General features: G+C 70.6%; 27 protein-coding genes. 18 read left to right on the forward strand and 9 right to left on the reverse strand.

All coding sequences use genetic code 11. The annotated features are described in order from the left end of the window. Positions 1 to 31: 31 nt before the first annotated feature. Genes CFI00_RS02375 through CFI00_RS02415 form a run of 9 tightly spaced genes read left to right on the forward strand, consistent with a single transcriptional unit; the run spans position 32 to position 9,276 of the window. A complete protein-coding gene (locus tag CFI00_RS02375; RefSeq protein WP_207083705.1) occupies positions 32 to 1,114 on the forward strand; it encodes a catechol 2,3-dioxygenase in 1,083 nt (360 codons plus the stop codon). Next, positions 1,111 to 2,022, forward strand: coding sequence for a catechol 2,3-dioxygenase (locus CFI00_RS02380; RefSeq protein ID WP_207083706.1), 912 nt, complete (start codon positions 1,111 to 1,113; stop codon positions 2,020 to 2,022). Before CFI00_RS02375 ends, CFI00_RS02380 begins: the two co-directional genes overlap by 4 nt. Positions 2,023 to 2,030: 8 nt before the next feature. Continuing rightward, entirely contained in the window at positions 2,031 to 3,080 is a 1,050-nt protein-coding gene (locus CFI00_RS02385; RefSeq protein WP_207083707.1) for a histidine phosphatase family protein, read from the forward strand. Between the two features lie 5 nt (positions 3,081 to 3,085). After that, positions 3,086 to 4,189 carry a PEP/pyruvate-binding domain-containing protein gene (locus CFI00_RS02390; RefSeq protein ID WP_242532822.1) on the forward strand — a complete coding sequence of 368 codons (1,104 nt, stop codon included), beginning with the start codon at positions 3,086 to 3,088 and terminating at the stop codon, positions 4,187 to 4,189. 45 nt (positions 4,190 to 4,234) lie between these two features. Further along, the gene (locus tag CFI00_RS02395) at positions 4,235 to 6,046 is read left to right on the forward strand and encodes a PEP-utilizing enzyme (protein WP_207083709.1); all 1,812 of its coding nucleotides are present in this window, start codon (positions 4,235 to 4,237) and stop codon (positions 6,044 to 6,046) included. A gap of 58 nt (positions 6,047 to 6,104) precedes the next feature. After that, complete coding sequence (locus CFI00_RS02400; RefSeq protein ID WP_207083710.1) at positions 6,105 to 7,361, forward strand: aromatic ring-hydroxylating dioxygenase subunit alpha; 1,257 nt, start codon at positions 6,105 to 6,107, stop codon at positions 7,359 to 7,361. Beyond that, positions 7,354 to 7,650 (forward strand): hypothetical protein, encoded by a 297-nt coding sequence (locus tag CFI00_RS02405; RefSeq protein WP_207083711.1) that lies wholly within the window; start codon positions 7,354 to 7,356, stop codon positions 7,648 to 7,650. The genes CFI00_RS02400 and CFI00_RS02405 overlap by 8 nt, the downstream gene beginning before the upstream one ends. Continuing rightward, the gene (locus tag CFI00_RS02410) at positions 7,650 to 8,315 is read left to right on the forward strand and encodes an HAD-IA family hydrolase (RefSeq protein ID WP_207083712.1); all 666 of its coding nucleotides are present in this window, start codon (positions 7,650 to 7,652) and stop codon (positions 8,313 to 8,315) included. The genes CFI00_RS02405 and CFI00_RS02410 overlap by 1 nt, the downstream gene beginning before the upstream one ends. Further along, a complete protein-coding gene (locus tag CFI00_RS02415; protein ID WP_207083713.1) occupies positions 8,308 to 9,276 on the forward strand; it encodes a PDR/VanB family oxidoreductase in 969 nt (322 codons plus the stop codon). Before CFI00_RS02410 ends, CFI00_RS02415 begins: the two co-directional genes overlap by 8 nt. A 2-nt stretch (positions 9,277 to 9,278) precedes the next feature. Here CFI00_RS02415 and CFI00_RS02420 read toward each other — a convergent pair whose 3' ends face one another. From CFI00_RS02420 to CFI00_RS02430, 3 genes are read right to left on the reverse strand one after another with little or no spacing between them, the layout of a single operon-like run. Continuing rightward, the gene (locus CFI00_RS02420; RefSeq protein ID WP_207083714.1) at positions 9,279 to 10,736 is read right to left on the reverse strand and encodes an aldehyde dehydrogenase; all 1,458 of its coding nucleotides are present in this window, start codon (positions 10,734 to 10,736) and stop codon (positions 9,279 to 9,281) included. Next, positions 10,733 to 10,948, reverse strand: a complete 216-nt coding sequence (locus tag CFI00_RS02425) for a 2-hydroxymuconate tautomerase (RefSeq protein ID WP_207083715.1) — start codon at positions 10,946 to 10,948, stop codon at positions 10,733 to 10,735. The genes CFI00_RS02420 and CFI00_RS02425 overlap by 4 nt, the downstream gene beginning before the upstream one ends. Beyond that, positions 10,948 to 11,739 (reverse strand): fumarylacetoacetate hydrolase family protein, encoded by a 792-nt coding sequence (locus tag CFI00_RS02430; protein WP_207083716.1) that lies wholly within the window; start codon positions 11,737 to 11,739, stop codon positions 10,948 to 10,950. The genes CFI00_RS02425 and CFI00_RS02430 overlap by 1 nt, the downstream gene beginning before the upstream one ends. Before the next feature lie 155 nt (positions 11,740 to 11,894). Between CFI00_RS02430 and CFI00_RS02435 the strand changes: the two genes are divergently transcribed. After that, positions 11,895 to 12,713 carry an alpha/beta fold hydrolase gene (locus tag CFI00_RS02435; protein WP_207083717.1) on the forward strand — a complete coding sequence of 273 codons (819 nt, stop codon included), beginning with the start codon at positions 11,895 to 11,897 and terminating at the stop codon, positions 12,711 to 12,713. Between the two features lie 9 nt (positions 12,714 to 12,722). Then, a complete protein-coding gene (locus CFI00_RS02440; protein ID WP_207083718.1) occupies positions 12,723 to 13,520 on the forward strand; it encodes an IclR family transcriptional regulator in 798 nt (265 codons plus the stop codon). Positions 13,521 to 13,597: 77 nt separating this feature from the next. On the opposite strand, the gene CFI00_RS02445 is transcribed toward CFI00_RS02440, so the two are convergent. Beyond that, entirely contained in the window at positions 13,598 to 14,074 is a 477-nt protein-coding gene (locus CFI00_RS02445; protein WP_207083719.1) for a GtrA family protein, read from the reverse strand. A 26-nt stretch (positions 14,075 to 14,100) separates the two neighbouring features. Here CFI00_RS02445 and CFI00_RS02450 point away from each other — a divergent pair, with 26 nt between their 5' ends. The 5 genes from CFI00_RS02450 (at position 14,101) to CFI00_RS02470 (ending at position 17,800) form a co-directional block, all read left to right on the forward strand. Continuing rightward, on the forward strand, positions 14,101 to 14,859 hold the full coding sequence (locus tag CFI00_RS02450) for a (Fe-S)-binding protein (RefSeq protein ID WP_277988345.1): 759 nt from the start codon (positions 14,101 to 14,103) through the stop codon (positions 14,857 to 14,859). After that, a complete protein-coding gene (locus CFI00_RS02455; protein ID WP_207083721.1) occupies positions 14,856 to 16,346 on the forward strand; it encodes a lactate utilization protein B in 1,491 nt (496 codons plus the stop codon). Before CFI00_RS02450 ends, CFI00_RS02455 begins: the two co-directional genes overlap by 4 nt. Next, positions 16,343 to 16,927, forward strand: a complete 585-nt coding sequence (locus tag CFI00_RS02460; RefSeq protein ID WP_207083722.1) for an LUD domain-containing protein — start codon at positions 16,343 to 16,345, stop codon at positions 16,925 to 16,927. The genes CFI00_RS02455 and CFI00_RS02460 overlap by 4 nt, the downstream gene beginning before the upstream one ends. Before the next feature lie 53 nt (positions 16,928 to 16,980). After that, on the forward strand, positions 16,981 to 17,505 hold the full coding sequence (locus CFI00_RS02465) for a flavin reductase family protein (protein ID WP_207083723.1): 525 nt from the start codon (positions 16,981 to 16,983) through the stop codon (positions 17,503 to 17,505). A gap of 97 nt (positions 17,506 to 17,602) precedes the next feature. Then, a complete protein-coding gene (locus CFI00_RS02470) occupies positions 17,603 to 17,800 on the forward strand; it encodes a hypothetical protein (RefSeq protein WP_207083724.1) in 198 nt (65 codons plus the stop codon). 11 nt (positions 17,801 to 17,811) lie between these two features. On the opposite strand, the gene CFI00_RS02475 is transcribed toward CFI00_RS02470, so the two are convergent. The 5 genes from CFI00_RS02475 to CFI00_RS02495 all read right to left on the reverse strand — a co-directional run bounded on the left by CFI00_RS02475 (position 17,812) and on the right by CFI00_RS02495 (position 24,692). Further along, entirely contained in the window at positions 17,812 to 19,428 is a 1,617-nt protein-coding gene (locus CFI00_RS02475) for a polyketide antibiotic transporter (protein ID WP_207083725.1), read from the reverse strand. Next, positions 19,425 to 20,315 carry an ABC transporter ATP-binding protein gene (locus CFI00_RS02480; protein ID WP_207083726.1) on the reverse strand — a complete coding sequence of 297 codons (891 nt, stop codon included), beginning with the start codon at positions 20,313 to 20,315 and terminating at the stop codon, positions 19,425 to 19,427. Before CFI00_RS02480 ends, CFI00_RS02475 begins: the two co-directional genes overlap by 4 nt. A 62-nt stretch (positions 20,316 to 20,377) precedes the next feature. After that, positions 20,378 to 22,333 (reverse strand): MFS transporter, encoded by a 1,956-nt coding sequence (locus CFI00_RS02485; protein WP_207083727.1) that lies wholly within the window; start codon positions 22,331 to 22,333, stop codon positions 20,378 to 20,380. Between the two features lie 58 nt (positions 22,334 to 22,391). Beyond that, positions 22,392 to 23,204, reverse strand: a complete 813-nt coding sequence (locus CFI00_RS02490) for an IclR family transcriptional regulator C-terminal domain-containing protein (RefSeq protein ID WP_207083728.1) — start codon at positions 23,202 to 23,204, stop codon at positions 22,392 to 22,394. 3 nt (positions 23,205 to 23,207) lie between these two features. Then, entirely contained in the window at positions 23,208 to 24,692 is a 1,485-nt protein-coding gene (locus CFI00_RS02495; RefSeq protein ID WP_207083729.1) for an amidohydrolase family protein, read from the reverse strand. A 174-nt stretch (positions 24,693 to 24,866) separates the two neighbouring features. Here CFI00_RS02495 and CFI00_RS02500 point away from each other — a divergent pair, with 174 nt between their 5' ends. Then, positions 24,867 to 26,030 carry a CaiB/BaiF CoA-transferase family protein gene (locus CFI00_RS02500; RefSeq protein WP_207083730.1) on the forward strand — a complete coding sequence of 388 codons (1,164 nt, stop codon included), beginning with the start codon at positions 24,867 to 24,869 and terminating at the stop codon, positions 26,028 to 26,030. Then, positions 26,027 to 26,827, forward strand: coding sequence for a citryl-CoA lyase (locus CFI00_RS02505; protein WP_207083731.1), 801 nt, complete (start codon positions 26,027 to 26,029; stop codon positions 26,825 to 26,827). The genes CFI00_RS02500 and CFI00_RS02505 overlap by 4 nt, the downstream gene beginning before the upstream one ends. Positions 26,828 to 26,830: the final 3 nt, after the last annotated feature.

The following is a 26,830-nucleotide window of genomic DNA, read 5'->3' on the forward strand; positions in this document are numbered from 1 at the left end:
AAGGGCGGCGCCGGTTCGTAGGTTTCCGGACATGACGGATGTGAACGGGGTCACACCCCACGTGGACCTGGCTGAGGGGACCCCGGCCGGCGCGACGCGGATCATGGCGCCCGACGCCCCTCCCGACGGTCAGCGGTTCGACCCCTCGGACACGCGTCAGGCCACCCGGAGCACGGTCACCGGTCCGCCGCGCGGCATCCTGCGGTTGGGTCACGTGGACGTGACGGTCACCGACATCGACCTCGCGACCGCCTACTACACGGGCGTGATGGGGATGGAGGTGACCGCCCGCACCGAGGACTCGGTCTACCTCAAGTGCTGGGACGAGGAGGACCACCACTCGCTGCGGCTGCGCTACGCCCCGCGGGTGGGCATGGACCTGATGTCGTTCAAGGTCCATCACGAGGACGACCTGGCCGACCTGGAGAAGAAGGTGTCCCGCTTCGGGTTCCCGGTCGAGCGGCTCAGCAAGGGCGAGACGCTCGGCCAGGGCGAGTCGATCCGCTTCTCGACGCCGAGCGGACACGTCATGGAGCTCGTCGCCGACGTCGAGAAGGTCGGCACGTCTCGTCGCCGTGAGCCGATGGCGCCCGAGCCGAGCGACCTCGGCCGGATGGTGCGCGACCAGATCGCTCCGCCGCGGATGGACCACATGCTCATCACGGCCGAGGAGGTGGGGGACTCCACGCAGTTCTTCATGGACGTCCTCGGCTTCCGCATCACCGAGCAGCTCCTCGACGGCAACGGCCACCAGCTCGGCACGTGGCTCGAGCGCTCACACTCGCCCCACGACCTCGCCATCGTGCACGGCACCAACGGCGGGCTGCACCACTTCGCCTACTGGCTCGACGAGTGGGACGACGTCCGGGACGCGGCCGACATCCTGGCCTACAACGGCATCCAGCTCGACGTCGGTCCCACCCGTCACGGCATCACCCGCGGCTCCACCATCTACTTCTTCGACCCGCTCGGCACCCGCAACGAGGTGTTCACCGGCGGCTACCGCCCCGACCCCGACTTCCCCACCCTGACCTGGACCGAGGACAACATCGGCCGAGCCGTCTTCTACTACGAGGGCGAGCTCAACGACCGCTTCATGAGAGTGCACACATGAGCATCCTGCGACTTTCCCACGTGGAGATCCGAGTTCCCGACCTGGAGCTCGCCACGGCCTACTACTCCGAAGTGGTGGGGATGATCGAGACCGGGCGCGACGCCTCCCGCGTCTTCCTCAAGTGCTGGGACGAGCACCAGCACCACAGCGTCGTGCTCACCCTCGAGCCCACGCACGGCCTCAACCACTTCGGCTTCAAGGTGACCGACGCCGGCGACCTCGACGAGTACCAGGCACGCCTCGAGGCTGCCGGAGTGCCAGTCCGGCGTTACGCCGCCGACGAGTGGGCGCCGGGTCACGGGACGTCGATCCGGTTCACGCTGCCCAGCGGTCACGACATGGAGCTCGTCTACGGCATGCAGCAGGTGGGAAATCTGCTCCCGCAGACCAACCCTCCCCCGCGGCCGATGGGTCTCGTCGGCATCGCGCCACCCCGGGTCGACCACCTCTTCCTCACCGCCGAGGAGGTCGACACCAACACGCGGTTCCTCGTCGAGCACCTCGACTTCCGCCTGACCGAGCAGGTCATGGGTGACGACGGCTTCCAGATCGCCAGCTGGCTCGAGGTCTCGCACCGCTCGCACGACATCGCGTTCATCACCGGCCCCAACGGCGGCCTGCACCACTTCGCCTTCTGGGTGGACGGGTGGAACGACCTGCGCAATGCCGCGGACACCTGCGTCTACCACGGCGTCAGCATCGAGACGAACCCCACGCGGCACGGAGTGACCAGGGGCCAGTGCCTCTACTTCTTCGACCCGCTCGGCAACCGCAACGAGATGTTCACCGGCGGCTACTGGGTGGACCCCGGTGCCGAGCCGATCACATGGACCGAGGCCGAGATGGGCCGTGCGATGTTCTACTACGACGGCGTCGTCAACCAGCAGTTCCTCACGGTCCACAGCTGAGGCCGGCGATGACCATCGACGAGCACCAGAGCCCCGCGAACCTGCCGCGGACCGAGCGTCCCGACGCTCCTGCCTACCTCAACCGTCACCTCGCCCGGCGCTCGGAGACCCCCCGTGAGGTGGGTGAGCCCGACGAGTCCGTCCCGCTCTACCTCCGCCAGCACCGCGGGCGCGACCAGCGCAGCGACGCGGTCATGTACGACGGAAACGTCGTCGGGACGTCGCGGGCATGGGCCGAGGTGACCCGCACCAAGGAGATCATCCCGGAGCGCCGCGAGCAGCTGGGCACGATCGACTGCGACATCTACCTCGTGCGGCACGGAGAGACGCAAGGCTATTCCTCCGAGTCCGGCCTGACCCCTCTCGGCTCGTGGCAGGCCCACCGCCGCGGCCAGGAGCTCGCCCGACGCGTCACTGACGGGATGAAGGTCGAGCTGCTGTGCGCGCCGACCAACCGCGCGCGGCAGACGGCCGAGCACATGAGGCGCGGGCTCGTCGACAACATCGGGCTCTTCGGCCGCGGCGAGCCCGAGGTCAGCGAGATCCACGACGACACCAACTTCCGCAACTTCGAGGTCGCCACCCCCGAAGGTCCCCGGGACGTCACCAGCGCCTTCCGCATCTACCAGCGTCAGATGGAGAAGTACGAGCGGCTCGGCCTCGGTGAACGCCCCGGCTGGCTGGTCGACATGGACCGCTTCTGGGGCGTGCAGAAGGGCGGAGGCGACCCCATCACCCAGTGGCTGACGATGCCGATGCTCCACTTCGAACCACCGGTCTCGTGCGTACGCCGGTTCTGGCGCGGCATCCTCACCGTGCGCGCCGCGACCTCGGCCCAGACGGTCGTCGTCGCCACCCACTCGGGCCCCATCCGTGCCTTCGCGGCCATGGCGATGGGCTACGACCCCGGCGAGCCCTTCAACACCGAGTTCGTCCGCGTCCGGCTCGTCGCCGGCGGCACGACCGCGCTCGTGCTCTACCGCAACCGGGTGCAGGAGGTCGTGGTCCCCGACCTCGATGCCCTGCCGCCCAACTCCGACCCACGATTCCAGGAGTGACTGAGATGACCGAGTGCCCCAGTGCGATCGCCTTCGGCGCCCTCGCCAGCGAGTTCCACGCCCAGGTGGGCGGCAAGTGCGCCTCGCTCGGCGTGATGAGCCAGGCCGGGCTGCCCGTGCCGCCCGGCTTCGCCGTCACCACGCGGGTCTTCACCGACGCGCGTGCAGCCGCGGACACGATGTCGCAGATCAAGGACCTCCTCGCCGACCTCGACTCCTCCGACAACGTTGCCCTGGCACGTGCGGCGAGTCGGACCCGGGACCTGATCCGCAGCTGGGAGCTGCCGGAGGAGCACGAGCGGGTCATCCGCGAGATGTACGCCGACCTCTGCACGCTGTGCGGGGTCGATGACGTTCCTGTCGCCGTCCGGTCCTCCGCGACCTCCGAGGACTCACCCGACGCCTCGTTCGCGGGCGAGCACGACACCTACCTCTGGGTCTGCGGCATCGAGGAGGTCCTGGAGAAGATCCGCGCCTGCTGGGCAAGCCTCTACACCGACCGAGCCATCGTCTACCGCCATGAGATGGGCTACGACCACGCCGACGTCGACATGGCTGTCGCGGTCCAGAAGATGGTGCGCCCACGCACTGCAGGCGTGGCCTTCACGCTCGACCCGAGCAACGGGGACCGCTCGGGCATCTGCATCGATGCGGCCTGGGGGTTCGGCGAGGGAGTGGTGTCGGGTGACGTCACCCCGGACAACTTCCTCGTCGACAAGGTGATGTGGTCGATCAACCGGCGCATCATCAGCCCCAAGACCCATGCACACCTCCTGACCGACGGAGCCCCGGGCACGCACCCGACGGTGGAGCGCATCGAGCTGCCCGAGGACCAGGTCCTCGCGCCGTCCCTCAATGACGAGGAAGTCCTTGCCATCGCCCGGCTGGCCCGGACCGCGGAGAAGCACTACGGCTTCGCACAGGACATCGAGTGGGCGGTGGACGACGACCTCCCCCCGGGCTCGGACATCGTCCTGCTCCAGGCACGTCCGGAGACCGTCTGGAGCAAGAAGCGACACACCGTCTCGGCCAAGACCGACCTGGTTTCGTCCATCGTCGACACCCTCGTCAACCCCCTCTACTCCCGCAAGGGCGCGCAGACCGCCTGACTCTCGGACTCCTCATCCGCATCACCGAACCGAAGGACCACGACCATGGCCGACCGCTTTGCGAGCCCGTTCGAGATCGAGACACCTGACGGAGCCGAAGGCTGGCAAAGTCTCTACTCCTACTCCGCCGTCTTCTCCGAGGAGCGACGCGACTACGAGGATGGCGGCTTCTGGTTCCACGACGGGGTCCACTGGTCCGAGGCCCTCACGCCCTGGGACGCCGGCGTGTTCGAGGTCGCGATCGCGTCCCTCGGCCAGTACAACACCCGCCACTACCTCGTCCCGCCGGCGTACGGCGTCGACTTCCGCCTCCTCAACGGCTACGTCTTCCTCAGCCCCGTGCCTGCTCCTGAAGCGGACATCGAAGGTCGGGTGCCGCACTTCATCGAGCGTGCCGGCTTCTACTTCGCCAACTGGGACCGTCTCTACGACGACTGGCTGGTCAAGGTCCGGTCCCTTGTCCAGCAGATGAGCGAGCTCGACTTCAGCCCGCTGCCGGAGATGGAGGACATGGACGTCATCACGTCCGGAGCCGGTCGCGGTTCGGGGGACCGGCTGCTCTCGACCTACCACCGACTGCTGGACAGTGTCGTCACGTTGTGGCAGCACCACTTCGAGTTCCTCAACCTCGGCTATGCGGCCTACCTCGACTTCTTCGGGTTCTGCAAGGCGGCGTTCCCGTCGATCCCTGACCTCGCCATCGCCAAGATGGTCGCGGGCGTCGACGTCGACCTCTTCAAGCCTGACGATCACCTCAAGAGCCTCGCCAGGTTGGCCGTGAGCAGCGGCGTGGACGAGCGCTTCGATGGTGGGAGCCCGGAAGACGTGTGGGCGAAGCTGGCGACCGACGAACCGGGCCAGGCGTGGATCGCCGAGTGGGACAAGGCTGCGGAGCCGTGGTTCAACTTCTCCACCGGCTCCGGTTTCTACCACTCCGACAAGATCTGGATCCAGAACGTCGAGGTGCCCCTCGGCTACATCACCGACTACATCGTGAAGGTCCGTGAGGGCGTCGACCTCAACCGTCCGGTCGCTGCGCTCCACAAGGAGCGTGACCGGGTCGTCTCGGAGTACCGCGAGCTGCTCGACTCCGACGAGGACCGCGAGGTCTTCGACGCCAAGCTGGGGCTGTCGCGCACGGTCTTCCCCTACGTCGAGAACCACAACTTCTACGTCGAGCACTGGGCCCACTCGGTGATCTGGCGCAAGATGCGCGAGCTCGGAGGCGTGCTGAAGGGCGCCGGCTTCCTCGTCGAGGTCGATGACGTCTTCATGTTCCGTCGCTCCGAGCTCACGGACGTCCTCTTCGATCTCTATGCCGGTTGGGCCGTCGGGGCACCCTCCCGCGGCCCGGCCTACTGGCCGAAGGAGATCGAGCGTCGGCACGCAGTCCACGAGGCGCTCAAGGGCTGGTCGGCGCCGCCCGCTCTCGGGGTACCGCCCGAGGTGGTGACCGAGCCCTTCACGGTCATGCTGTGGGGCATCACCTCCGACTCCGTGTCGGCGTGGCTGAGCTCCGGCGACGGCGCGGAGGACGGGGTCCTCAGCGGCTTCGCCGCCTCTCCGGGCCTCGTCGAGGGGCCTGCCCGGGTCATCTCCTCTGCAGATCAGATCGGGGAGATCCAGGACGGCGAGATCCTGGTCGCGCCGCTCACCGCCCCCTCGTGGGCCCCTGTGTTCGGCAAGATCAAGGCCACCGTCACCGATGTCGGCGGGATGATGAGCCACGCCGCCATCGTGTGCCGCGAGTACGGCCTTCCCGCCGTCACCGGCACGGCCTTCGGCACCAAGACCATCACGACCGGACAGATGCTCCGCGTCGACGGCAACACCGGCAAGGTCACGATCCTGGACTGAGGCGCTTCGCCCAGTCCGGACACAGGCCACCAAGAACCACAGACGAGAAGGAACCTCCATGCTGACTGTCGAGCAGAACGAAGAACTCACCAGTGTCGGACCCGGCACGCCCATGGGCGAGCTGCTGCGCCGCTACTGGTACCCCATCGCGTTCGAGCAGGACTTCGACACACGGCCCAGCAAGACCGTGCGCCTGCTCGGCGAGAACTGGACGCTCTACAAGACCCCGTCGGGCAAGTACGGCATCATCGGCGAGGCCTGCCCGCACCGCCGGGCCTCCCTGACCTACGGCATCGTCCACGAGGACGGCATCCGCTGTGGCTACCACGGCTGGAAGTACGACTTCGACGGTCAGTGCGTCGAGCAGCCGGCGGAGAACGACAACTCGACGTTCCGCGACAAGATCAAGGCCAAGGCGGGTTCGGCCCAGACCCTCGGTGGGATGGTCTGGGTCTACGTCGGGCCCGCACCCGTGCCGGAGCTGCCGCGGTTCGACGTCTACGTCGAGGACGGCATCCGCGACATCGGGGTGGCCACCCTGCCCTGCAACTGGCTCCAGATCATGGAGAACTCCGTCGACCCGCACCACGTGGAGTGGTTGCACGGCGCCTACTTCGAGTTCCTGGGTCAGACCCAGGGCTTCGAGGCGCCCAAGTCCTTCCAGAAGAAGCACATGAAGGTGTCCTTCGACGAGTTCGAGTACGGCATCATCAAGCGCCGCGTGCTCGAGGGCCACACCGAGAGCGACGACGACTGGGCCATCGGCCACCCGATGATGTTTCCCTACGGCATGCGGGTGGGTGGGATGTTCATCGACCAGATGCAGATCCGCGTGCCGATCGACGACACCACGACGTGGAAGGTCTTCTACTCCCTCCACCACCCCGATGGTGGCACGTGGGAGAAGCAGGAGCGCCCGGTCGTCTACAACTACGAGATCTTCGACGACAACGGAGACTTCGTGACCGACTACGTCGAGGGCCAGGACGTCATGGCGTGGGTCTCCCAGGGGGCGATCACGGACCGTTCCCAGGAGCACCTGGGTCGCTCGGACCAGGGCGTGGCGATGCTGCGCAAGATGTTCAAGGAAGCGATGGCCGACGTCGAGGACGGCCAGGACCCGCTGGGCGTGGTGCGCGAGAAGCACGAGATCATCCACCTGCCGTGCGAGAAGGACAAGTTCGGCGCCGGCACCGCCTTCACCGACCAGTGGATCAACGGCGGGTCGATGCGCTACAGCCCGATCCGCGAGCAGCTGCTCGCCCTGCACCGTGACGCAGCGACTGCCCGCGAGAGGGCTGGCTCAGGTGCGTGACCTCAGCGAGCAGGCGCGACGAGCGGCCCATCACGGGCCGATGCCGGACCTGCCTCCCGACCCGCACCGGCTCCCGCCCCCGGGCGACTGGTTCGCCTCCGACGCGGCCCACCACCTCCTGGACCGGCCGAAGTTCTGCCCGAGGTGCGCGGCCGCCCTCGACCGCGGGCTGGTCTCGGAGTGGTGGAGCGGAGGAGACCGGGTGTTCCTCACGTGGTGCGCGGAGTGTCACTGGACCGGCAACGTGGTCCTGTTCGACAAGGCCGTCATCGAGGAGCCTGAGCACTGATGACCGGCCCCGCCCTGGTGCTGGACTTCGGGGGACCGGTCCTGCTCACGCCCTTCGAGCTCGTCCGCGACGAGGTCGGAACTCCTGCGTGGTCGCTGCTGCACGAGCGCGGCCCTCTGGCCACTGCCGAGCGCCCGGACCCGGTGTGGGAAAGCCTTCAGGCAGGCAGGATCACCGAGCGCGACTACTGGGACGAGCGCGCCGCGGAGTGGCACCAGTCGGGAGGCCACGGACCGGACATCAGGTCGATGATCGCGCACCTCTACGAACCGGCACGGCCGGCCCTGGTGCGTGAGCGCGCGCGGACACTCGTGCGTGATGCCCATGCCGCGGGCATGCAGGTCGGAATCCTCAGCAACGACCTCGGTCACTTCCACAAGGACGAGTGGATCGAGCAGATCGAGATCGTCGGCGACGTCGATGTCGTGGTCGACGGCTCCGTGGAGGGATATCTCAAGCCTCATCCACGGCTCTACGAGATGCTGTCCGAGCGCTTGGACGTGGCCTTCGCCGACATGGTCTTCCTCGACGACCAGACGACCAACATCCGGGGCGCCGAGGCACTGGGCATCCCGTCCGTCTGGTTCGACGTCACCGATCCGGACGAATCCTTTGCTGCCGTACGACACCTGCTGGGACTACCCACGGAGGACAACGATGGTTGAGCAGCGCGAGGCCCGCGTCACCCAGATGACATGGGAGGCCGACGGAGTGGTCTCGGTCCGTCTCGCCCGGATCGAGAGCAACGACCCGCTGCCGGCGTGGGAACCTGGTGCCCACATCGACGTCTACGTGCCGGACGGCACCACCCGCCAGTACTCCCTCTGCGGCGACCCCGGCGACCTGTCGTCGTGGCAGTTCGCCGTCCTCCGGGAGCCGGAGGGCCGGGGCGGGTCGGCCTTCATCCACGACCAGCTGCGGGTCGGCGACCGGCTTCTGGTGACGAGACCGAAGCAGAGCTTTGCCCTCGAGGACGCCTCCTTCCACGCCCTCGTCGCCGGAGGAGTCGGGATCACCCCGATGATGGCCATGGCCGAGGAGCTCGCCCGCACCGGACGACCGTTCCACCTGACCTACGGCGGGCGCACGCGCGCGTCGATGGCCTTCTGCCAACGCCTCGAGGCCCTGGGCGACCGGCTGACGCTCCTGGCCGAGGACACCGATGGCCGCGCCGACCTCGAAGCCGTCGTCCGCGACCTGCCCGAGGGTGGGCTGGTCTACGTGTGCGGGCCGGTCGGCCTGCTGCGGGCCGTGGAGGCTGCCGCTGAGGCCGTGCACGGCGCCGACCAGGACATCGTCCGCTTCGAGCTGTTCAGCCGGGCCGGCGTGGAGCCGCAGGAGAGCGCTGCGCTCGATGCGGACAGCTACGAGCTGGTCCTGACAGAGTCGGGACACACTCTGCGGCTCGCGCCCGAGGCCAACATCCTCGAGGTCGTGCTTGCGCTGGGACTCGACGTGGAGAACGACTGCCGCGACGGGATCTGCGGTTCCTGCATCACGCCCATCCGGTCCGGCACGGCCGACCACCGCGACCTGGTCCTCACCAAGCGGGAGAAGGCCGCGATGGACAAGATGCTCATCTGCGTCTCGCGGCCGACCTGCGCCCGGCTCGAGCTCGAGCTCTGAGGTCAGCTCCCGGCTGGCTGGGCGTTGATCTGCATGACCACGGCCTTGGGCTCGGTGAAGAACTCCCGCGAGAAGTTGCCACCCTCGCGCCCCACGCCGGATGAACCGACGCCACCGAACGGTGCACGCAGGTCCCGGATGAAGAAGCAGTTGACCCACACCGTGCCGACCTGGAGTCGTGCGGACACCCGGTGGGCCGTGTGGAGGTTCTCGGTGAACACCTGGGCGTCGAGGCCGTAGTCGCTCTCGTTCGCCAGGGCGATGACCTCGTCCTCGGTGTCGAAGGGGTGGATGACGACCACCGGTCCGAAGATCTCCTCGGTCACGTGCGGGCTGTCCAGGGGCATGTCGACCAGGACGGTGGGCTTGACCTGCCATCCCTCGCCGACGCCGCCGCTGAGGATGCGACCGCCCCACTGCCCCACGGCGTCGATGTAGCCCTTCACCTTGTGGAAGTGCTCCTCGGACGCCAACGGGCCGAAGTCGGTCTCGGTGTCGAGCGGGTCGCCGATACGCATCGCCTCGGCCGAAGCGACGAACTTCTCCAGGAACGCGTCCAGGATGGGGCGCTCGACGAAGAGCCGGCTGCCGGAGAGGCAGATCTGGCCGGCGTTGCGGAAGATCGACTGGATCGACCAGTGGACTGCATTGTCGAGCTCTGCATCGGCGAAGACGATGTTGCAGTTCTTGCCGCCCAGCTCGAGGGACACGGGCGTGAGGTTGGCGGACGCCGCACGGCTGATGATCTTTCCGGTTCCGGTCTCACCGGTGAAGGTGATCCGGTCGACGCGTGGGTCCTCGGTCAGCGCCGCACCCACGGAGTCCGCGCCATAGCCGTGCACGACGTTGAGCACCCCGGGGGGCAGGCCGGCCTCGAGGGCGAGCCGGGCCATGATGGTCGCACTGGTGGGGGTGTCCTCGGCCGGCTTGAGGACGACCGTGTTGCCCCAGGCAAGGGCGGGAGCGACCTTCCACGACTCCAGCATGAGCGGGAAGTTCCATGGCGCGATCGCCACCACGACGCCAGCGGCCTCGAAGCGCGTGTAGGCGTGGTGCCCGGTGTCCATCGGAAGTGCCTCGGCGGTGGCCATCTTCGCGTGGTCGGCGAAGAACCGGAAGTTCATCGCGGCGCGAGCCACGTCGTGGTGGCACTGGTTGAGGGGCTTGCCCATGTCCCGGGAGTCCGCGGCGGCCAGCTCGTCGGCACTGGCCTCCATCGCGTCGGCCAGGCGGTGCAGCAGCCCCTGTCGCTCGCCGTACCCCATCCGTGGCCAGGGCCCCTCGTCGAACGCCTGGCGGGCAGCGGTGACCGCGGCCTCCGCATCGACCTTCGAGCCCAGCGCCACCTCGGCCCAGGCTTGGCGGGTCCACGGGTTGACGGTGTCGAAGCGGGCGCCGTCGAGGGAAGGAACCTCGGCACCGCCGATGACGTGTCCGAAGAACTCGGGGGTGGTGGTCACGGGGTGATCCCTTCGGAAGGGGTGCCTCGGCGTTCGGCGACGGTGACGTCGCCGGCGGCCCAGTGGGTGGGTGGGACTTCGCGGATGACGACGCGGATGCTCTCGCGAGGAGCGTCGACAGTGGAGACCGCTGCTTCTGTGAGCGCGGTGATGAGGGCCCGGAGCTGGTCAGGGCTGCGGCCCTCGACCAGGGTCACGTCGATGAACGGCATCAGTCGGGCCTTCCGCACTCGAGCGCCACGTCGCCGAGGTGGGCGAAGCGGCAGTTGACGGTGGACCCCGGGGTGGCGAACACCGCGTCGGACATGCCGCCGGTCAGCACGATCCAGCCGGCCTCGATCGCCGATCCGCGCGTGGCCAGGTCGTTGACGGCGAGGGCGAGTGCCTCCGCGGGGTGTCCGAGCACATCGGCACCGGTCGCTCGGTGCACGACGTCGCCGTCGACGACCACCTCGACCGCCTCGGCGGCCAGGTCGAGCTCGTCGTGGCGGACTGCGACATCGCCGATGAGGTAGGCGCCTGACGAGGCGTTGTCCGCGAGCACGTCTCCGACCGTGAACCTGAAGTCGCGGTAGCGGCTGTCGATCACCTCAGCGCCGCCGCGCACCTCGCCGACGGCCGCGAGGGCCTGGTCGGCGGTGACGCCGGGACCTTCGAGTCGCTCCTTCATCACGAAGACGATCTCGGGCTCGATGCGTGGATGGATCAACGCGTGCTGGGGAACCGGATCGCCGGCGCCGAGTGCCATGGCGTCCGTCAGCCAGGCCACCAGTGGCGTGTCGATCCCCATGCGCTGCTGCTTGGCGCGGCTGGTGAGACCCAGCTTGACCCCGGTGACCTTCTCGCCGCGCTCGAGCCGGCGGCGCAGGGTCTCGGCCTGGATCCGGTAGCCGGTCGCGACGTCGAGATCGGGCCACTCGTCGGCGAAGGAGTCACGGTCGCGCCGCTCGGCCTCGCAGGCGAGCAGCTCGGTGGCGACGCTGTCCTCGGTCCATGTGGTCATCGGGTCTCTTTCGGGTTCGGGGGCTACGTGCCACGAACGTACGGATGGAGCAGCCCGGCCGACCGTCACGTTCTGCCTGCGCGAACGGGTCCGTCCCGCGTTCTCGACCGCGGAACGCGCCGCAGCGGCAACTACCCGGGCTCTAGCGTCGCCCCGTGAGCGATCCCTCGACACTGCCGATCGGTTCCCTCGACACCCATGTGGTGGATCGGGGGACCGGGGCACCCGTGCTGCTGCTCCACGGCTCCGGCCCCGGGGTGAGCGCCGAGGCCAACTGGCGCCTGACCATGCCCGCGCTCATCGAGGCCGGGCACCGGGTCGTGGCGCCGGACCTGATCGGTTTCGGCCGGACGGTGCCGCCGCCCGACCACGTCTACGACCTGCGCTCCTGGACCGACCACGTGGTCGCCTTGATGGACACGACAGGCCTCGAACGGACCGCGGTGGTCGGCAACTCCTTCGGGGGAGCCCTGGCCCTGAGGTTGGCGATCGAGCACCCGGACCGGATCGACCGTCTGGTGCTGATGGGAGCTGTGGGTGTGCGCTTCCCCCTCACTCCGGGGCTCGACACGGTCTGGGGCTACCGGGCCGGGGTCGTGGAGATGCGCCGGGTGCTCGAGGCCTTCGTGCACGACCACGCCATGATCACCGACGACCTCGCGCGGATGCGCCTTGCGGCCTCGATCGAGGACGGTGCCGATCTACGTTTCGCAGCGATGTTCCCGGAGCCGCGTCAGCGCTGGATCGACGCCATGGCGAGCGACGACGACGAATTGCGCGCGATCACGGCTCCTACACTGATCGTCCACGGTCGTGAGGACCAGGTCATCCCCACCTCGACGTCGCAGACGCTGTTCGACCTGATCCCCGATGCGCAGCTCCACCTGTTCGGCCGCTGCGGGCACTGGACGCAGATCGAGAAGGCAGCGGAGTTCAACGCACTTCTCACGTCCTTCCTCGGGCCTCCGGTCTAGCCTGACCTCATGGCCGGTGCCGACGAAGACCTGTGGGTCGTCAGCACTCCGCGCCTCACGACGGAGGAACCGGGAACCGCCCTGAGGTCCGTTGGCATCGCGCTGGACGTGCTGGAGTGCTTCTCGACCGACGCCGAGCTGGGTGTCACCGACATCGCCCGGCGACTGGGGGTCGCGAAGAGCACGGTCCACCGGATGCTGACCGTCCTTGGTCGTCGCGGCTACATCGAGCAGGTGGCTGCGACCGGCAAGTACCGCCTCGGCATCCACGTCTACGAGCTCGGGCAGCTCGCCCAGGCCCGCCACGCGCTCCGGCACGCGGCGCTGCCGGTCATGCGGTACCTCTCCGACACCACCGGCCTCACCGTCAACCTGGCAATCCCCGACGGAGCCGACATGGTCTTCGTGGAACGGTTGGAGAAGCCGGGTCTCGAAGAGCATCTCGAGCACATCGGACGACGGCTACCGGCTCACGTCACGAGCTCGGGGAAGGTCGTCGCGGCCTTCAACAGCGACTTCGACAGGGCTCGACGGGAGGCAGGGTTCCCGCCGAGGGTGAGTCGAACCGTCCGGTCCGAGGCTGACTGGGACCGCGAGCTGGAGCTGGCTCGACGGTCTGGCTTCGCCACCTCTGAGAGTGAGTCCTTCAACGACGTCTCGACCGTCGCAGTGCCCATCCGCAACATGCGAGGACTGGCGGTGGCCTCGTTGTCGCTCATGGGTCCGACGGGCCGGATCCGCGTCGAGATCCCGCGCCTGGCTCAGCTGCTCCGCACCGAGAGCCGCCGAATCGGGAGGCAGCTTTAGCTCGGGCCCGGCAGCGGCAGGTCGTCAGCCGTCACGCTGCGCTGATGCGGAAACGGCTCGGCACGCCCGAGGATCCGCTACGGTAGTGCTGACGCCCCCGGGGACCCGAGACCCTGGGGGCGTCTCCTATTTCGTCCCGCACGCGTCACCATGACCATCCGGAACACGAAGAAGCGCACGAGGCCCGTGCCGAGGTTGGCCGCGACCAGCACCGCCACTTCCTGTGTGCGCGACGGCGCGTCGACCAAGGCTCCCAGCAACCACAGCGATCCCGCGGTCACGGCGAGGCTGAAGCCCAGGAGCGCCAGGCCCAGTGCCTGGTGAGTCGCGGTCCGCTCCGTGCCCCGGACGCCGAAGGTGATCCGGCGGTGCCCGAAGGTTCCGGCAATGGTCGACAGCACCAGGGCGATGGCGTTCGCCGGCTGTGCGCTCAGCTCCGCGCGCAGCAGGACGTAGAGCCCTCCGTAGAGCACGTTGAACGCACCGCCCACGCACGCGAAGACGACCAGCTGGACGAGCGTCGCCTTCCACCGCGCAGCATCGACCCGGCCCATGGCGCGAGGCTACTCGGCACACGTCCGTGGCAGGATGCCGAGGCGTGAGGGTCGCCCTCCAGATCACCTGCGTCAACGACGCCATGTTCCCCGACACGGGGAAGGCCGTCGTGAGGTTGCTGCGCCGTCTCGGCGTCGAGGTCGACTTCCCGCGGGCGCAGACGTGCTGCGGGCAGCCCATGGTCAACACCGGATACCTCGACGAGGCCGTGCCGGTCGTACGCCGCTTCGTGGACGCGTTCGCCGGCTACGACGCGATCGTCACGCCGTCGGGGTCGTGCGCGGGCTCGGCGCGCCACCAGCACTCGATCGTGGCCGAGCGCGCGGGCGACCCGGCGCTGGCCGCCGCGGTCGCGGAGACGGGACCGCGGACCTACGAGCTGTCCGAGTTCCTCGTCGACGTGCTCGGGGTGACCGACGTGGGGGCCTACTTCCCGCACCGGACGACCTACCACCCGACGTGCCACAGCCTGCGGATGCTCGGGGTCGGCGATCGACCGACCCGGCTGCTCGAGGCGGTCCGCGGGATCGAGCTGGTCGACCTGCCGCACGCGAGCGAGTGCTGCGGCTTCGGGGGCACCTTCGCGCTGAAGAACGCCGACACCTCGATCGCGATGGGCGCCGACAAGGCGCGCCACGTGCGCGACACCGGCGCCGAGGTGCTGGTCGCCGGCGACAACTCCTGCCTGATGCACGTCGGCGGGATGCTGTCGCGCCAGCGTGCGGGCGTACGCGTCATGCACCTGGCCGAGGTGCTGGCCTCCACCGAGGAGGACGAGGGATGACAGGCACGTTCGTCGGGATGCCGGCCTTCCCGACCGCCGCGCGCCAGGCGCTCGGCGACACCCAGCTGCGCCGCAACCTGGCCCACGCCACCCACGTGATCCGCGACAAGCGCGCGAAGGTCGTGGCCGAGGTCGAGGACTGGGAGGAGCTGCGGCTCGCCGGGGCCGGGGTGAAGGAGGCCGCGCTGCGCGACCTCGCCACCCACCTCGAGACCCTCGAGGCGTCGCTGGTCCGCGCCGGCGCGACGGTCCACTGGGCCCGCGATGCCGAGGAGGCCTGCGCGATCGTCGCGGAGGTGACGAAGGCCCACGGCGTCGACGAGGTCGTGAAGGTGAAGTCGATGGCCACCGCCGAGATCGGCCTCAACGAGGCGCTCGAGGCCGAGGGAATCGCGGCGTGGGAGACCGACCTGGCCGAGCTCATCGTGCAGCTCGGCGACGACCTGCCCTCGCACATCCTGGTGCCGGCGATCCACCGCAACCGCGCCGAGATCCGCGAGATCTTCCTGCGCCGGATGGGGGACGTCGGCCGTCCCGCCCCGGCGGACCTGACCGACGAGCCGGCAGTGCTGGCCGCCGCGGCCCGAGCGCACCTGCGCGAGAAGTTCCTCCGCGCCAGGGTCGCCGTGTCCGGCGCGAACTTCGCGGTCGCCGACACCGGCACCCTCGTGGTGGTCGAGTCCGAGGGAAACGGCCGGATGTGCCTGACGCTGCCGGAGGTGCTGATCAGCGTCGTGGGCATCGAGAAGGTCGTCGCGACCTGGGCCGACCTCGACCCGCTGCTGCGGCTGCTGCCGCGGTCGTCCACCGGTGAGCGGATGAACCCCTACACCTCCACCTGGTCCGGCGTGACCCCCGGCGACGGCCCGCAGGAGGTCCACGTCGTGCTGCTCGACAACGGCCGCACCCGCGCGCTGGCCGACGACGTCGGACGCCAGGCGCTGCGCTGCATCCGCTGCTCGGCGTGCCTCAACGTCTGCCCGGTCTACGAGCGCGTCGGCGGGCACGCCTACGGCTCGGTCTACCCCGGCCCGATCGGCGCGATCCTCAACCCGCTGCTCCACGGCGTCTCCGACGAGCAGACCGCGTCCCTGCCGTACGCCTCGTCGCTGTGCGGCGCGTGCTTCGAGGTCTGCCCGGTGCGCATCGACATACCGTCGGTGCTGGTCGACCAGCGCGCCGCGGTCGTCGACTACCACCGGGCGGACCGCGTCCCCAAGGCCGAGGCGGTCGCGATGAAGGCCGCCTCCTGGGCGTTCTCCGACTCGAGGCGCCTACGCACGGCCGAGCGGGCCTCCGGCCTGGCCGGTCGCGTCCTCGGCCGGTTCTCCCGTACGACCCTTCCCGGAGGCCGCGCGGCAGCCGGTCGGCTGCCCGGGCCCGCCGCCGGCTGGACCGGTGCCCGGGACCTGCCCGCGCCTCCGGAGGAGTCGTTCCGCGACTGGTGGGACCGCACGGACGGCGGACGCGACGGGGGAGCCCGATGAGCGCCCGCGACGACATCCTGCGCGATGTACGTCAGGCGCTGGCCGGCGTCAGCCCGGCGGTCGACGTCCCACCCGCGCCGCGCGCGCCCGACCGCGGCGGCCTCGTCGCCCTCTTCCTCGAGCGCGTCGAGGACTACCGCGCCGTGGTCACCCGCTGCGCCGCCGACGAGGTGGAACAGGTGGTCCGACACGTGCTCGGACCTGCGCGTGCCGTCGTGCCGCCGGCCCTCGGCCTCGACCTCCCCGGCGCGATCGTCGACGACGGCTTCACCGCCACCGAGCTCGACGCGTACGACGCCGTGGTGACCCGCGCAGCCGTCGGCATCGCCGAGACCGGCACGGTCGTGCTCGACCACCGGCCCGACCAGGGCCGGCGCGCGATCACCCTCGTCCCCGACCTGCACGTCTGCGTCGTCGACGCCGGCCAGGTCGTCGCCGACGTGCCCGACGCGATCGCCCTCCTCGACCCGGCCCGACCCCTCACCTGGATCAGCGGCCCGTCCGCCACCAGCGACATCGAGCTCGACCGCGTCGAGGGAGTCCACGGCCCGCGGACGCTCCACGTCGTCCTCGTGGGGTGAGGTGTGCCACGACCGCTGGCGCTGAGGTACACCTGGGCTCGTACGGTCGTGTCATGCACCGTCCCGTCATCGCCCCAGCACAGGCCGAGCTCTTCAAGCACGCCTTCCGACGGCACGCCGCGGGCGTGTGCGTGGTGGTCGTGCACGACGACGCCGGCCCGGTCGGCGCGACGATGACCAGCGTGGCGTCGGTGAGCGCGGACCCCGCCATCGTCTCGTTCTCCGCCGCGAGCTCCAGCCGTCTCGCGCTCGCGCTCGCTGACGGTGTGCAGGTGAGCGTGTACGTCCTCAGCGCGGCGCAGCGCCCGGTGGCCATGGCCCTGGCGAAGCCGGGGCCGGGGGCGTTCGCCGCGGACCTGGGCTGGGTCGCGGGACCTGACGGGCGGCTGACGCTGAGCGGGGCGGCGAGCCAGCTGCACGGCCGGGCGGTGACCCTGGTGCCGGCCGGTGCGTCCGTGCTGGCCCTGATGGAGGTCGACGAGGTGGTGGTCGGGGACCCGGACGTGCGCCCGCTGGTCCACCACGACCGCGACTACTGGCAGCTCGCCCGACCCGCGACGGCGTCCCGACCCCGGTAGCCGATCGCGGGGGCCCGAAGGTCCCCACACCTCGGTCCTATCGGCACTGGCCACCAGCGCCCGGACGCGTTGTGCTGGAAGGCCAGGAGGTGACGTCATGAACGACATGTCGAAGGTGGAGGCCCTGCGGGCCGCGAGCGAGGCCAAGGACCGGGCCGGGACGTCCCGGGGCGCGTCGGCGTCGGCGATCGAGGCCGCGATGCAGCGCTACCTCGGCGCGGAGCAGTACCACCAGCTCGCCGCAGACGCCCCGGCCGCGGACGAGGACCGGGGCCCGGCCGATCGCGGCGAGTGAGCCGGTCGGGGCTACCCCGCGACGGCGTCCCGCCGCCGGTAGCCCCACAGCCCGGCCGCGACGAGCACCGCGGCCAGCAGCAGCAGCCCGGCGTACGGCACGACCTCGAAGTCGTCGACCGGCACCGCGGCCAGGTGCCAGAACGGTGAGATCGCCTGGATGGCGTCCGGCAGCCCGAGGAGCTGGCCGAGGACGACCTGCAACGCGACGAGCGCGACCGCTGCCCACGCCAGGCCGGTCCCGCGGGGGAGCAGGCCGTAGAGCGCAGCGGCGAGCGCGCCGACGACCAGGGTGCCGGGGAGGTAGGCCAGCTGCCCGCCGAGCTGGGGGAGGAGCTGGTCCCACTCGCCGCTGGCGACGGCGTAGCCGACAGCGAGCCCGAGCCCCATCAGGACGGTCAGCAGGGCGGTCGCGACGAGCGCGAGCGCGGTGGTCGCCGCCATCCAGGACGTCCTGCTGACCGGCGTGGCGAGGACCGCCTCCGTACGGTCGGCCTCCTCCTCGGCGCGCAGGCGCAGGACGGAGGCGACGACGAAGCCGCAGGAGATCACCGCCATGAACAGGAACATGTAGGCCAGGAAGGCGTCCATGATCGCGTCCTGGGCCGCCCGCCCGCCGGCCCCGACGACGTCGGCCATCTCCGGGTTCGACTCGAGGAGGTCGGGGACGCTCGGGATGACCGACCCGTAGAGCACGCCCAGCAGGAAGAGCCCGACGGCCCAGCCGGCCAGCAGGCCGCGCTGGAGGCGGGCCGCGATGCCGAACGGGGTGCCGAGCATCCGTCCGGCGCGCGCCGACCCCGGTCGCGGCTGCAGGAGCCCACCGCCGAAGTCGCGGCGCGCCATCATCCGGCCGGCCAGGGCCAGGAGGAGCGCTGTCGCCCCGAGCAGGAGCGCGGCGGGCCACCACCGCTCGTCCCCGAAGGCGTCCATCCCCTGCGCCCAGCCGAACGGGGAGAGCCAGACGAGGGCGTTGTCCTCCATCGCCCCGAGGCCGCGCACGAGGTAGCCGACGGCGACCGACGCGACCCCCAGCCCGAGCGCGCCGCGGGCGGAGGTGGAGAGCTGGACGGCCACCAGTGTGATGGCGGTGTACGTCAGGCCGAGCAGCCCGAGCCCGGTGCCGTAGGTGAGGCTGCCGACCACGTCGAGCCCGACCGCCAGCATCGAGATCGACGTGATGGCGCTGATCAGCAGCACGGCCATGACGCCGTGGACGAGACCGGCGAGGGTGGCGGCGTGACGGCCGAGCACGGTGGAGCGCAGCAGCTCGGCCCGGCCGGACTCCTCCTCCGCGCGGGTGTGGCGCACCACGAGGAAGACGACCATGAGGCAGACCCCGAGCTGGGCGACCTGCGAGGTCTCGTTGGCGACGATGCCGCCGAGGGTGTCCAGTGCGACCTGGCGGCCCGACATCAGGTAGCCCACCGGGGCGGCGCCGACGATCCGGGCGTACCCCGCGATCTTCTCCGGGGTGTCGTAGAGCGGGGGCACCGCCGCTGCGGTCGCGACGATCGTGCCGCCGAGGCCGACCACCCACAGCGGCAGCCGCACCCGGTCGCGGCGCAGGACCAGCCGCAGGAGGTGGCCGACGCCGGTGACGGACGTGCTGGACGGGTGGGTGCTCATGCGTCCACCTCGTCGCCGTACTGGCGCAGGAAGAGCTCCTCCAGCGTGGGCGGGTGCGCGGCGAGGGAGCGTACGCCGAGCCCGGCGAGCGCGGTCACGGCCGCATCGAGGTGGTCGGAGTCGACGTCGAAGGTGACGCGGTTGCCGTGGAGCACGGGCTGGTGGACGCCCGGCACCGTCGCGATCGCGGTCGCCGGCCGGTCGGTCTCGGCGATGACGGTCGTGCGGGTCAGGTGGCGCAGCTCGGCCAGCGTCCCGGACTGCACGACCCGACCCGCACGGATGATGCTGATGCGGTCGGCGAGGGCCTCGGCCTCGGCCAGGATGTGGGAGCTCAGCAGGACCGTCGCGCCCTCGTCCTTGAGCTCGAGGACCGCCTTCTGGAACTCGGCCTCCATCAGCGGGTCGAGCCCGGACGTGGGCTCGTCGAGCAGGTAGAGGTCGGCGCGGCTGGCCAGCGCGGCGACCAGGGCGACCTTCTGGCGGTTGCCCTTGGAGTAGGTGCGCGCCTTCTTCGTCGGGTCGAGGTCGAAGCGCTCGATCATCTCGGTGCGCCGCGCCTCGTCGAGCCCGCCGCGCATGCGGGCGAGCACGTCGATCACCTCGCCGCCGGTCAGGTTGGGCCAGAGCGAGACCTCGCCGGGCACGTACGCGAGCCGGCGGTGGAGCGACGAGGCGTCCTGCCACGGGTCGCCGCCGAGCAGGGTCGCCCTGCCCGAGTCGGCTCGCAGCAGTCCGAGCAGGACCCGGATGGTGGTGGACTTGCCGGCGCCGTTGGGGCCGAGGAAGCCGTGCACCTCGCCCTGCTCGACGGTCAGGTCGAGGTGGTCGAGCGCGTGGGTGGTGCCGAAGGTCTTGACGACGTCGTGGAGCTCGATGACTGCCATGACCCTGAGTATGGGCCGCAGGCTGCCCGCCGGCCCAGGCTGCCCCACGGGCGACTGCGGGCTCAGGTGGCCAGCTGCGCCGCTGCGACCGGGATGTCGATGTCGACGACCTCGGACTCGATGGTGAGCGTCACCTTCCGGGCCCGGGCGCTGCCGGTGCGGGCGTCGAACGCGGTGAACACGTAGCGACCCGTGGGCGGCAGCTGGAAGACGTACCTGCCTGCGTCGTCGCAGTGCGTGGAACCGACCTGCTTGCCCATCGCCTCGCTGAGGGCGACCAGTGCACCGGCCGCGGGCCGGCCGTCGCTGGTGACCACGCCGGAGACGGTGAGCTCGTGGGCGAGCGTGAGGTCCTGCTCGACCTCGCCGCCGACGAAGTCGAACACCGTGGCCTCCGGGGCCCATCCCACCGCGTTGGCGATCACCACGTAGGTGCCCGGGCCCGGCAGCACGATCGTGTACCGGCCGGTGTTGTCGGCGCGGCTCCAGTCGAGCTGTTCGCCGTGGACGTCGAGCACCGACACCAGGATGGTGCCGCGCGCGCGGTCGTCGTGGCGAGCCAGGTGGACCTGACCGCGGACGACCGCCTCGTGCTTCTCCCGGCCCTGGGCGCGGGCGAGCTCCCGCTCCAGGTGGAGGCGACGGTCCGACGGGATGAGGGCCGCCAGTGCGACACAGGTCGTCGCAGCCACCGCGCCGAGCACGAGCACTGCTCGGAAGGCGTCCTCGCTGGCGAAGGACGCGCCGCCGACCTCGACCGTGTAGCTGGCCATGATCGCCGCGACCAGGGTGCTCGCGAGCGAGGTGCCGATCGACCGGACCAAGGAGTTGAGGCCGTTGGCCGACGCGGTCTCGGTGATCGGGACCGAGGACATGATGAGCGTCGGCATCGCGGCGAAGGCCAGGGCGGTGCCGATCCCGACCAGCGTGGAGCCGACCACGATCGCGGCCACCGAGTCGGCGTAGAAGACGCGGCCGAGGTAGGTGAGAGCCATCAGCCCGGCACCGACGATCAGCACCACGCGGCCCCCCCAGCGGGCCAGGGACCACCCCGAGATGGGCGACATCGCCACCATCGCGAGCCCGGACGGCACCATCGCGAGCCCCGCGGCCGTCACGCCGAGCCCGAATCCGGCGCCCGTTGCGGTCGGCTGCTGGAGCACCTGCACCGTGACCAGCATGTTCACGAACATCGCCGTGCCGGCGAAGATCGAGGCGAGGTTGGTCATCAGCACCGGCCGTTGCGCACTGGTGCGGAGGTCGACCATCGGCTGGTTGACGCGCAGCTCCAGCGGCACCCAGAGCGCCAGCAGCAGGACCGAAGCCACGAGCAGGCCGACGACCGCGGGCGAGTCCCAGCCCCAGGTGTTGCCCTTGGAGATGGGCAGGAGGAGGCAGACCAGGGCCGAGGAGAGGATCACGGCCCCCGTCACGTCGAACCTCCCGGGCGTACGGACCGGCGACTCCTCGACCACGACGAGCAGTGCGACGACGAGCACGGCGCCCGTCACGGCGCCGAACCAGAAGATCGAGTGCCAGCCCAGCCAGTCGCTCAGCACCCCCGCCAGGGGTAGCCCGAGCGCGGACCCGATGCCCATGGTCGCGCTCATCAGCGCCACGGCGGTGCCGATGCGCTCGGGTGGGAGCTTGTCGCGCAGGATGCTGATGCCGACCGCGATCAGCGCTGCGCCGAAGCCCTGGAGCGCCCGCCCGACGATCATCGTCACGAACGAGACCTCCAGGGCGCAGATCACCGAGCCGAGGATCATCGCCCCGAGCGAGACCAGCAGCATCCGCCTCTTGCCGTACATGTCGGCCATCCGGGCGATGATCGGCGTGCCCACGGCGGCCGTCAGCAGCGTGGCGGTGACCAGCCAGGACGAGTCCGAGGTCGAGATGCCCAGGAGCTGGGGGAACTCCGGCAGCAGCGGGATCACCAACGTGAACTGCAGTGCCGAGACCATCCCGCACAGGGACAGCACGAGGATGGTCGCCCAGGCCGGGGTGGTGCGTTGCATCGGGCTCCTTGGATCACGGTGGAGGAACGGGCCCCAGTCTCCCGCACCGGTGTGGGCGTCAGCTGAGCGCGGCGGCGACCTCGGTGTGTGGCCGTGACTGCCACAGCGCCCAGTCGGCGCTGACCTCGCTCGCCGCGCGGACGAGCTGCGGGAGGTGGTCGTCGACCAGCGTCGCGCGCGAGGTCTCGGCGGCGTGCACGGTGACGCTCATCGCCGCGTGCACCTCGCCCTGCCCGTCGCGCACCGGGACGGCGATCGAGCGGACACCCGGGGCCAGCTCCTCGTCGGCCAGCGCCCAGCCGCGGGCACGGACCTGGCTGAGCTCGTCCATCAGCTCCTCGACGCTGCGCCCGGCGTACGGCGCGAGGCCCGCGCGGCTCGGGACCTCGAGCACGTCGGCGACCTGTCGTGGCGGCAGCGCGGCGAGCAGCACCTTGCCCTTGGACGTCTGCGCCGCGGGGAAGAGGGTGCCGATCTCCACGCGCAGCGCGATGATCTTCGGCACCGACACCCGGGCGGTGTAGACGATGTCGGAGCCGTCCAGCTGGGCCAGCGACACCGACTCGCCGATGCGCGCGACGAGGTCCTCCATGTGGGGGCGGGCGACGTCCCACAGCCCCAGCGAGCCGACGTACGCCATCCCGAGCCCGATCACCCGCGGCGTCAGCGTGAAGGCGCCGTCGCGCGAGCGGACGTAGCCGAGCTCCTCGAGGGTCAGCAGCAGCCGGCGTGCCGTCGGGCGCGCCAGGCCGGTGGCGGCCGCCACCTCCGAGAGCGTCATCGACGGCCGCTGGGGGCCGAAGCCGGCCAGCACGTCGAGCCCGCGGGCCAGCGACTCCACGAAGTCGGGCCCGCTGCCTCGACCGGCCATGGGCTACCTCCCCGAGTTCGGCTCGCCGAAGACCGTACCGCGTGCGCCGTGCGTGGTGTCGGAGCGGTAGTCGGTGTACTGGTACGGGTTGTCGAGCACCTTGTCGTCGTCGCCGCCGGGCAGGTCGGGGTTCATGCCCTGCTGCCAGACCTCCTCGCCCATCGACGAGCGCAGGTGGTCGACGGTGTTCGCGACGTCGGTGCGCACGGACGCGAGGTCCGCGCCGACCAGCCGGTGGTCGCGCTTCACGACGCGACCGTCGACGACGACCGTGTGCACGTCCCCGCGCTGGGCCTGGAAGGCCACGTGGCCGTAGGGGTTCAGCAGCGGGAACGACACGGGGGAGTCGTCGTTCTTGATGAGCACCACGTCCGCCTTCGCGCCGGCGGTGAGGTGGCCGAGGTCGTCGCGGCCCAGCGCCCGGGCGCCGCCGCGGGTCGCCCAGTCGACGACCTGCTCGGCCCGCAGGTGCGAGTGTGTGACGGTGTCGCCCGCCGCGTGCGCCTCGAGGTGCTCGCGCGAGCGGTCGGCACCGAGGGTCGTGCGCATCGCGCTGAACAGGTCGCTGCTCCACCACACCGAGGTGTCCATCGACAGCGACACGGGGATGTCGTGGCGTCGGACCTGCCAGGTCGGGGGGTAGCCCTGGCCCGCGCTCTGCTCCGACTCCGTCGACACCGAGATCGACCCGCCGGTGGCGGCGATGCGGTGATAGCTGTCGGTGGTCAGCGTCGCGGCGTGGACGTAGACGGTGTCCGGCTGCATGAAGCCGTGCTCGTGCATCAGCCGGATGCCGTCGTCGTTGGTCGCACCCCACACGCCGGCGTGCGTGGTGACGGGGAGGCCGAGGTCGCGCGCGAGCTCGAAGGCCGCCTTCTCGGGGAAGGCGGGGTCACCGGTGACGTCGAAGGCGAGCTGGAAGCCGAGCATGTCGCCGTCGGACCCACGGTTGCGGTCGAAGAACGAGCGGACCGCGGGGTCGGCCGTCCACTCCCACGGCGCCGCCTGGATGTTGCCGTAGGCGAGGACGAAGCGGCCCGGCACCGCGCGCAGCGCGTCGACGGCCGCCTCGGCGTGGTCGACGGTCTGGAGGCCGTGCGACCAGTCCACGGTGGTGGTCACCCCGGCCTCGAGGGCGTCCCAGGCCGAGAGCAGGTTGCCGGCGCGCACGTCCTGCGGGCGGAACTTCGCCCCGTGCTCGAGGTAGTACCAGACGAAGTACTGCGTGAGGGTCCAGTCGGCGCCGTAGGCGCGCATCGCGGTCTGCCACATGTGGCGGTGGGTGTCGATCATGCCCGGCATCACGATGCCGCCGCCCGCGTCGACGACCTCGGCACCGTCCGGGGCGGACAGGCCCCGGCCCACCTCCGCGATGCGGTCGTCGACGACGAGCACGTCGGCGTCGGTCAGCACGGTGTGCTGGTCGTCCATGGTGAGCACGGTGCCACCGGTGAAGAGCACCGGCCGGTGGTCGGGGGTGGGGGGCATGTCGACCCGCTCCTGTTCTCGGACGTGTGTCCGTATGACGGTCGTAGTGGTGCACATCACTGTGATCCCGCGGTCCGGCAGATGTCAAGAGGAAGCCTTGACAACCCGGATCGAGCGGACGAACACTGTCCGGACCACTTGCGGACACCTGTCCGCCGATCGCGGGAGGCACGCGTGAGCGACGCAACGAAGCACGGCCCACTCGACGGTCTGCTCGTCGCGGACCTGTCCCGGATCCTGGCCGGGCCCTACGCCACGATGCTGATGGGCGACCTCGGCGCCGAGGTGGTCAAGGTCGAGGGACCGCAGGGCGACGACACCCGCTCGTGGCAGCCGCCGGTGCGCGACGGGGTGTCGACCTACTTCCTCGGGGTCAACCGCAACAAGCGCTCCATCGCACTGGACTTCAAGGACGCGGCCGACCTCGAGGTGGCGCGCAGGCTGGTCGCCCGCGCCGACATCGTGCTGGAGAACTTCAAGCCCGGTGCGCTGGAGCGGTTCGGCCTCGACTACGCCACCGTGTCGGCGACCAACCCGGGCGTCGTCTACGCCTCGATCAGCGGTTTCGGCAGCGGTGAGCAGGGCGCGAAGCTGCCCGGCTACGACCTGATCGTCCAGGCGATCAGCGGATTGATGAGCCTCACCGGCGACCCCGACGGCCAGCCCTTCCGCGCCGGCATCTCCGTCTTCGACGTGCTGGCCGGCCTCCACGCCACGATCGGCGTGCTCTCGGCGCTGCAGGACCGACACCGCACGGGCCGCGGGCAGCACGTCGAGGTCAACCTGCTCTCCTCGGCGCTGTCGGGGCTGGTCAACCAGTCGAGTGCCTACGTCGCCGGCGGCACCGTGCCGTTCCGGATGGGCAACTCCCACCCCAGCCTGTTCCCCTACGAGCCCCTGCCCTGCTCCGACCGCGACCTCATCGTCACCGCCGGCAACAACGGGCAGTTCCGCAAGCTCACCGAGGTGCTCGGCGTCCCCGAGCTCGCCGACGACCCGCGCTTCGCCCGCAACGAGGACCGCACCGCCAATCGCGACGAGCTGCGTCCGCTGCTCGTCGAGCGGCTGGCCACACGCACCGCGCAGGAGTGGTTCGAGGACATCATCGGCGCCGGCGTCCCGTGCGGGCCGATCAACACCGTCGACGGGGGCGTCGCCTTCGCCGAGAAGATCGGCCTCGACCCGGTCGTGACGGTCGGCAGCGGCGACGCCGCGCTCCCGGGCGTACGCCACCCGATCCGCTTCTCCGACGCCGAGGCCCGCTACGACCGCCCCCCACCGGCGCTCGACGAGCACGGTGACGAGATCCGTGCCTGGCTCAACGAGGAGACGTCATGACGCCCGAGTACCCCACCTCCCTCGGCACCTCCACCGCCGACGAGATCCGCCTGCTCGGCCAGGACCTCACCGCCGACCTCATGGGCGAGGTCGGCTTCGGCGAGCTCGCCTTCTGGCTCGTCGCGATGCGCCGGCCCACGCCCTCGGAGACGCGGCTCTTCGAGGCCGTGCTCGTGGCGCTCGCCGACCACGGCTTCACCCCGACCGCGATCGCGGCCCGGCTGACCTACCTCTCGGCCCCCGACTCCCTCCAGGGCGCGCTGGCCGCCGGGCTGCTCGGCGGCGGCTCGCGCTTCCTCGGGGTGACCGAGGACTGCGGCGGCTACCTCCACGACGTGGTCGTCGCCGCCGACGGCGACCTGCCCACCGACGACGCGGGCTACGACGCGCTCGCCCTCGAGGCCGTACGCCGCACGAAGGAGGCCGGGGGCTTCGTCCCCGGTCTGGGGCACCCGGTCCACAAGGAGCAGGACCCGCGCACGCCCGTGCTGATGCGGATCGCGGAGGAGGAAGGGCTGCTGGGCCCGCACCTGCGGCTCTTCGCCGCCGTCGGCCGGGTGCACCCCGAGGTGCTGGGCCGCACGCTGCCGCTCAACGGTGCCGGCGTCTGTGGCGCCGCGCTGGCCGACCTCGGCCTGCCGGTCGAGATGCTCCGCGGCTTCGCGCTGCTGGCGCGCGCGGCGGGACTGCTCGGCCAGATCGCGGAGGAGCGGCGCCGGCCGATCGGCATGGACGCCTACCTGAGCATCGACCGCAACGCGGTCTACGTCGACCCCGCCCCCACCGAGGAGAGCTGAGCA

Origin of the sequence: Nocardioides sp. S5 (genome assembly GCF_017310035.1) — a bacterium.
Classification (GTDB): Bacteria; Actinomycetota; Actinomycetes; order Propionibacteriales; family Nocardioidaceae; genus Nocardioides.

What these genes read in the sequence shown, in the direction of transcription:
- CFI00_RS02465 (WP_207083723.1), top strand. Translation starts at nt 16,981, where the DNA reads ATGCACCGTCCCGTCATCGCCCCAGCACAGGCCGAGCTCTTCAAGCAC.
- CFI00_RS02415 (WP_207083713.1), top strand. Translation starts at nt 8,308, where the DNA reads ATGGTTGAGCAGCGCGAGGCCCGCGTCACCCAGATGACATGGGAGGCC.
- CFI00_RS02430 (WP_207083716.1), bottom strand. Translation starts at nt 11,739, where the DNA reads ATGACCACATGGACCGAGGACAGCGTCGCCACCGAGCTGCTCGCCTGC.
- CFI00_RS02400 (WP_207083710.1), top strand. Translation starts at nt 6,105, where the DNA reads ATGCTGACTGTCGAGCAGAACGAAGAACTCACCAGTGTCGGACCCGGC.
- CFI00_RS02440 (WP_207083718.1), top strand. Translation starts at nt 12,723, where the DNA reads ATGGCCGGTGCCGACGAAGACCTGTGGGTCGTCAGCACTCCGCGCCTC.
- CFI00_RS02390 (WP_242532822.1), top strand. Translation starts at nt 3,086, where the DNA reads ATGACCGAGTGCCCCAGTGCGATCGCCTTCGGCGCCCTCGCCAGCGAG.
- CFI00_RS02445 (WP_207083719.1), bottom strand. Translation starts at nt 14,074, where the DNA reads ATGGGCCGGGTCGATGCTGCGCGGTGGAAGGCGACGCTCGTCCAGCTG.
- CFI00_RS02475 (WP_207083725.1), bottom strand. Translation starts at nt 19,428, where the DNA reads ATGAGCACCCACCCGTCCAGCACGTCCGTCACCGGCGTCGGCCACCTC.
- CFI00_RS02425 (WP_207083715.1), bottom strand. Translation starts at nt 10,948, where the DNA reads ATGCCGTTCATCGACGTGACCCTGGTCGAGGGCCGCAGCCCTGACCAG.
- CFI00_RS02505 (WP_207083731.1), top strand. Translation starts at nt 26,027, where the DNA reads ATGACGCCCGAGTACCCCACCTCCCTCGGCACCTCCACCGCCGACGAG.
- CFI00_RS02380 (WP_207083706.1), top strand. Translation starts at nt 1,111, where the DNA reads ATGAGCATCCTGCGACTTTCCCACGTGGAGATCCGAGTTCCCGACCTG.
- CFI00_RS02495 (WP_207083729.1), bottom strand. Translation starts at nt 24,692, where the DNA reads ATGCCCCCCACCCCCGACCACCGGCCGGTGCTCTTCACCGGTGGCACC.
- CFI00_RS02375 (WP_207083705.1), top strand. Translation starts at nt 32, where the DNA reads ATGACGGATGTGAACGGGGTCACACCCCACGTGGACCTGGCTGAGGGG.
- CFI00_RS02485 (WP_207083727.1), bottom strand. Translation starts at nt 22,333, where the DNA reads ATGCAACGCACCACCCCGGCCTGGGCGACCATCCTCGTGCTGTCCCTG.
- CFI00_RS02395 (WP_207083709.1), top strand. Translation starts at nt 4,235, where the DNA reads ATGGCCGACCGCTTTGCGAGCCCGTTCGAGATCGAGACACCTGACGGA.
- CFI00_RS02460 (WP_207083722.1), top strand. Translation starts at nt 16,343, where the DNA reads ATGAGCGCCCGCGACGACATCCTGCGCGATGTACGTCAGGCGCTGGCC.
- CFI00_RS02455 (WP_207083721.1), top strand. Translation starts at nt 14,856, where the DNA reads ATGACAGGCACGTTCGTCGGGATGCCGGCCTTCCCGACCGCCGCGCGC.
- CFI00_RS02480 (WP_207083726.1), bottom strand. Translation starts at nt 20,315, where the DNA reads ATGGCAGTCATCGAGCTCCACGACGTCGTCAAGACCTTCGGCACCACC.
- CFI00_RS02410 (WP_207083712.1), top strand. Translation starts at nt 7,650, where the DNA reads ATGACCGGCCCCGCCCTGGTGCTGGACTTCGGGGGACCGGTCCTGCTC.
- CFI00_RS02470 (WP_207083724.1), top strand. Translation starts at nt 17,603, where the DNA reads ATGAACGACATGTCGAAGGTGGAGGCCCTGCGGGCCGCGAGCGAGGCC.
- CFI00_RS02490 (WP_207083728.1), bottom strand. Translation starts at nt 23,204, where the DNA reads ATGGCCGGTCGAGGCAGCGGGCCCGACTTCGTGGAGTCGCTGGCCCGC.
- CFI00_RS02385 (WP_207083707.1), top strand. Translation starts at nt 2,031, where the DNA reads ATGACCATCGACGAGCACCAGAGCCCCGCGAACCTGCCGCGGACCGAG.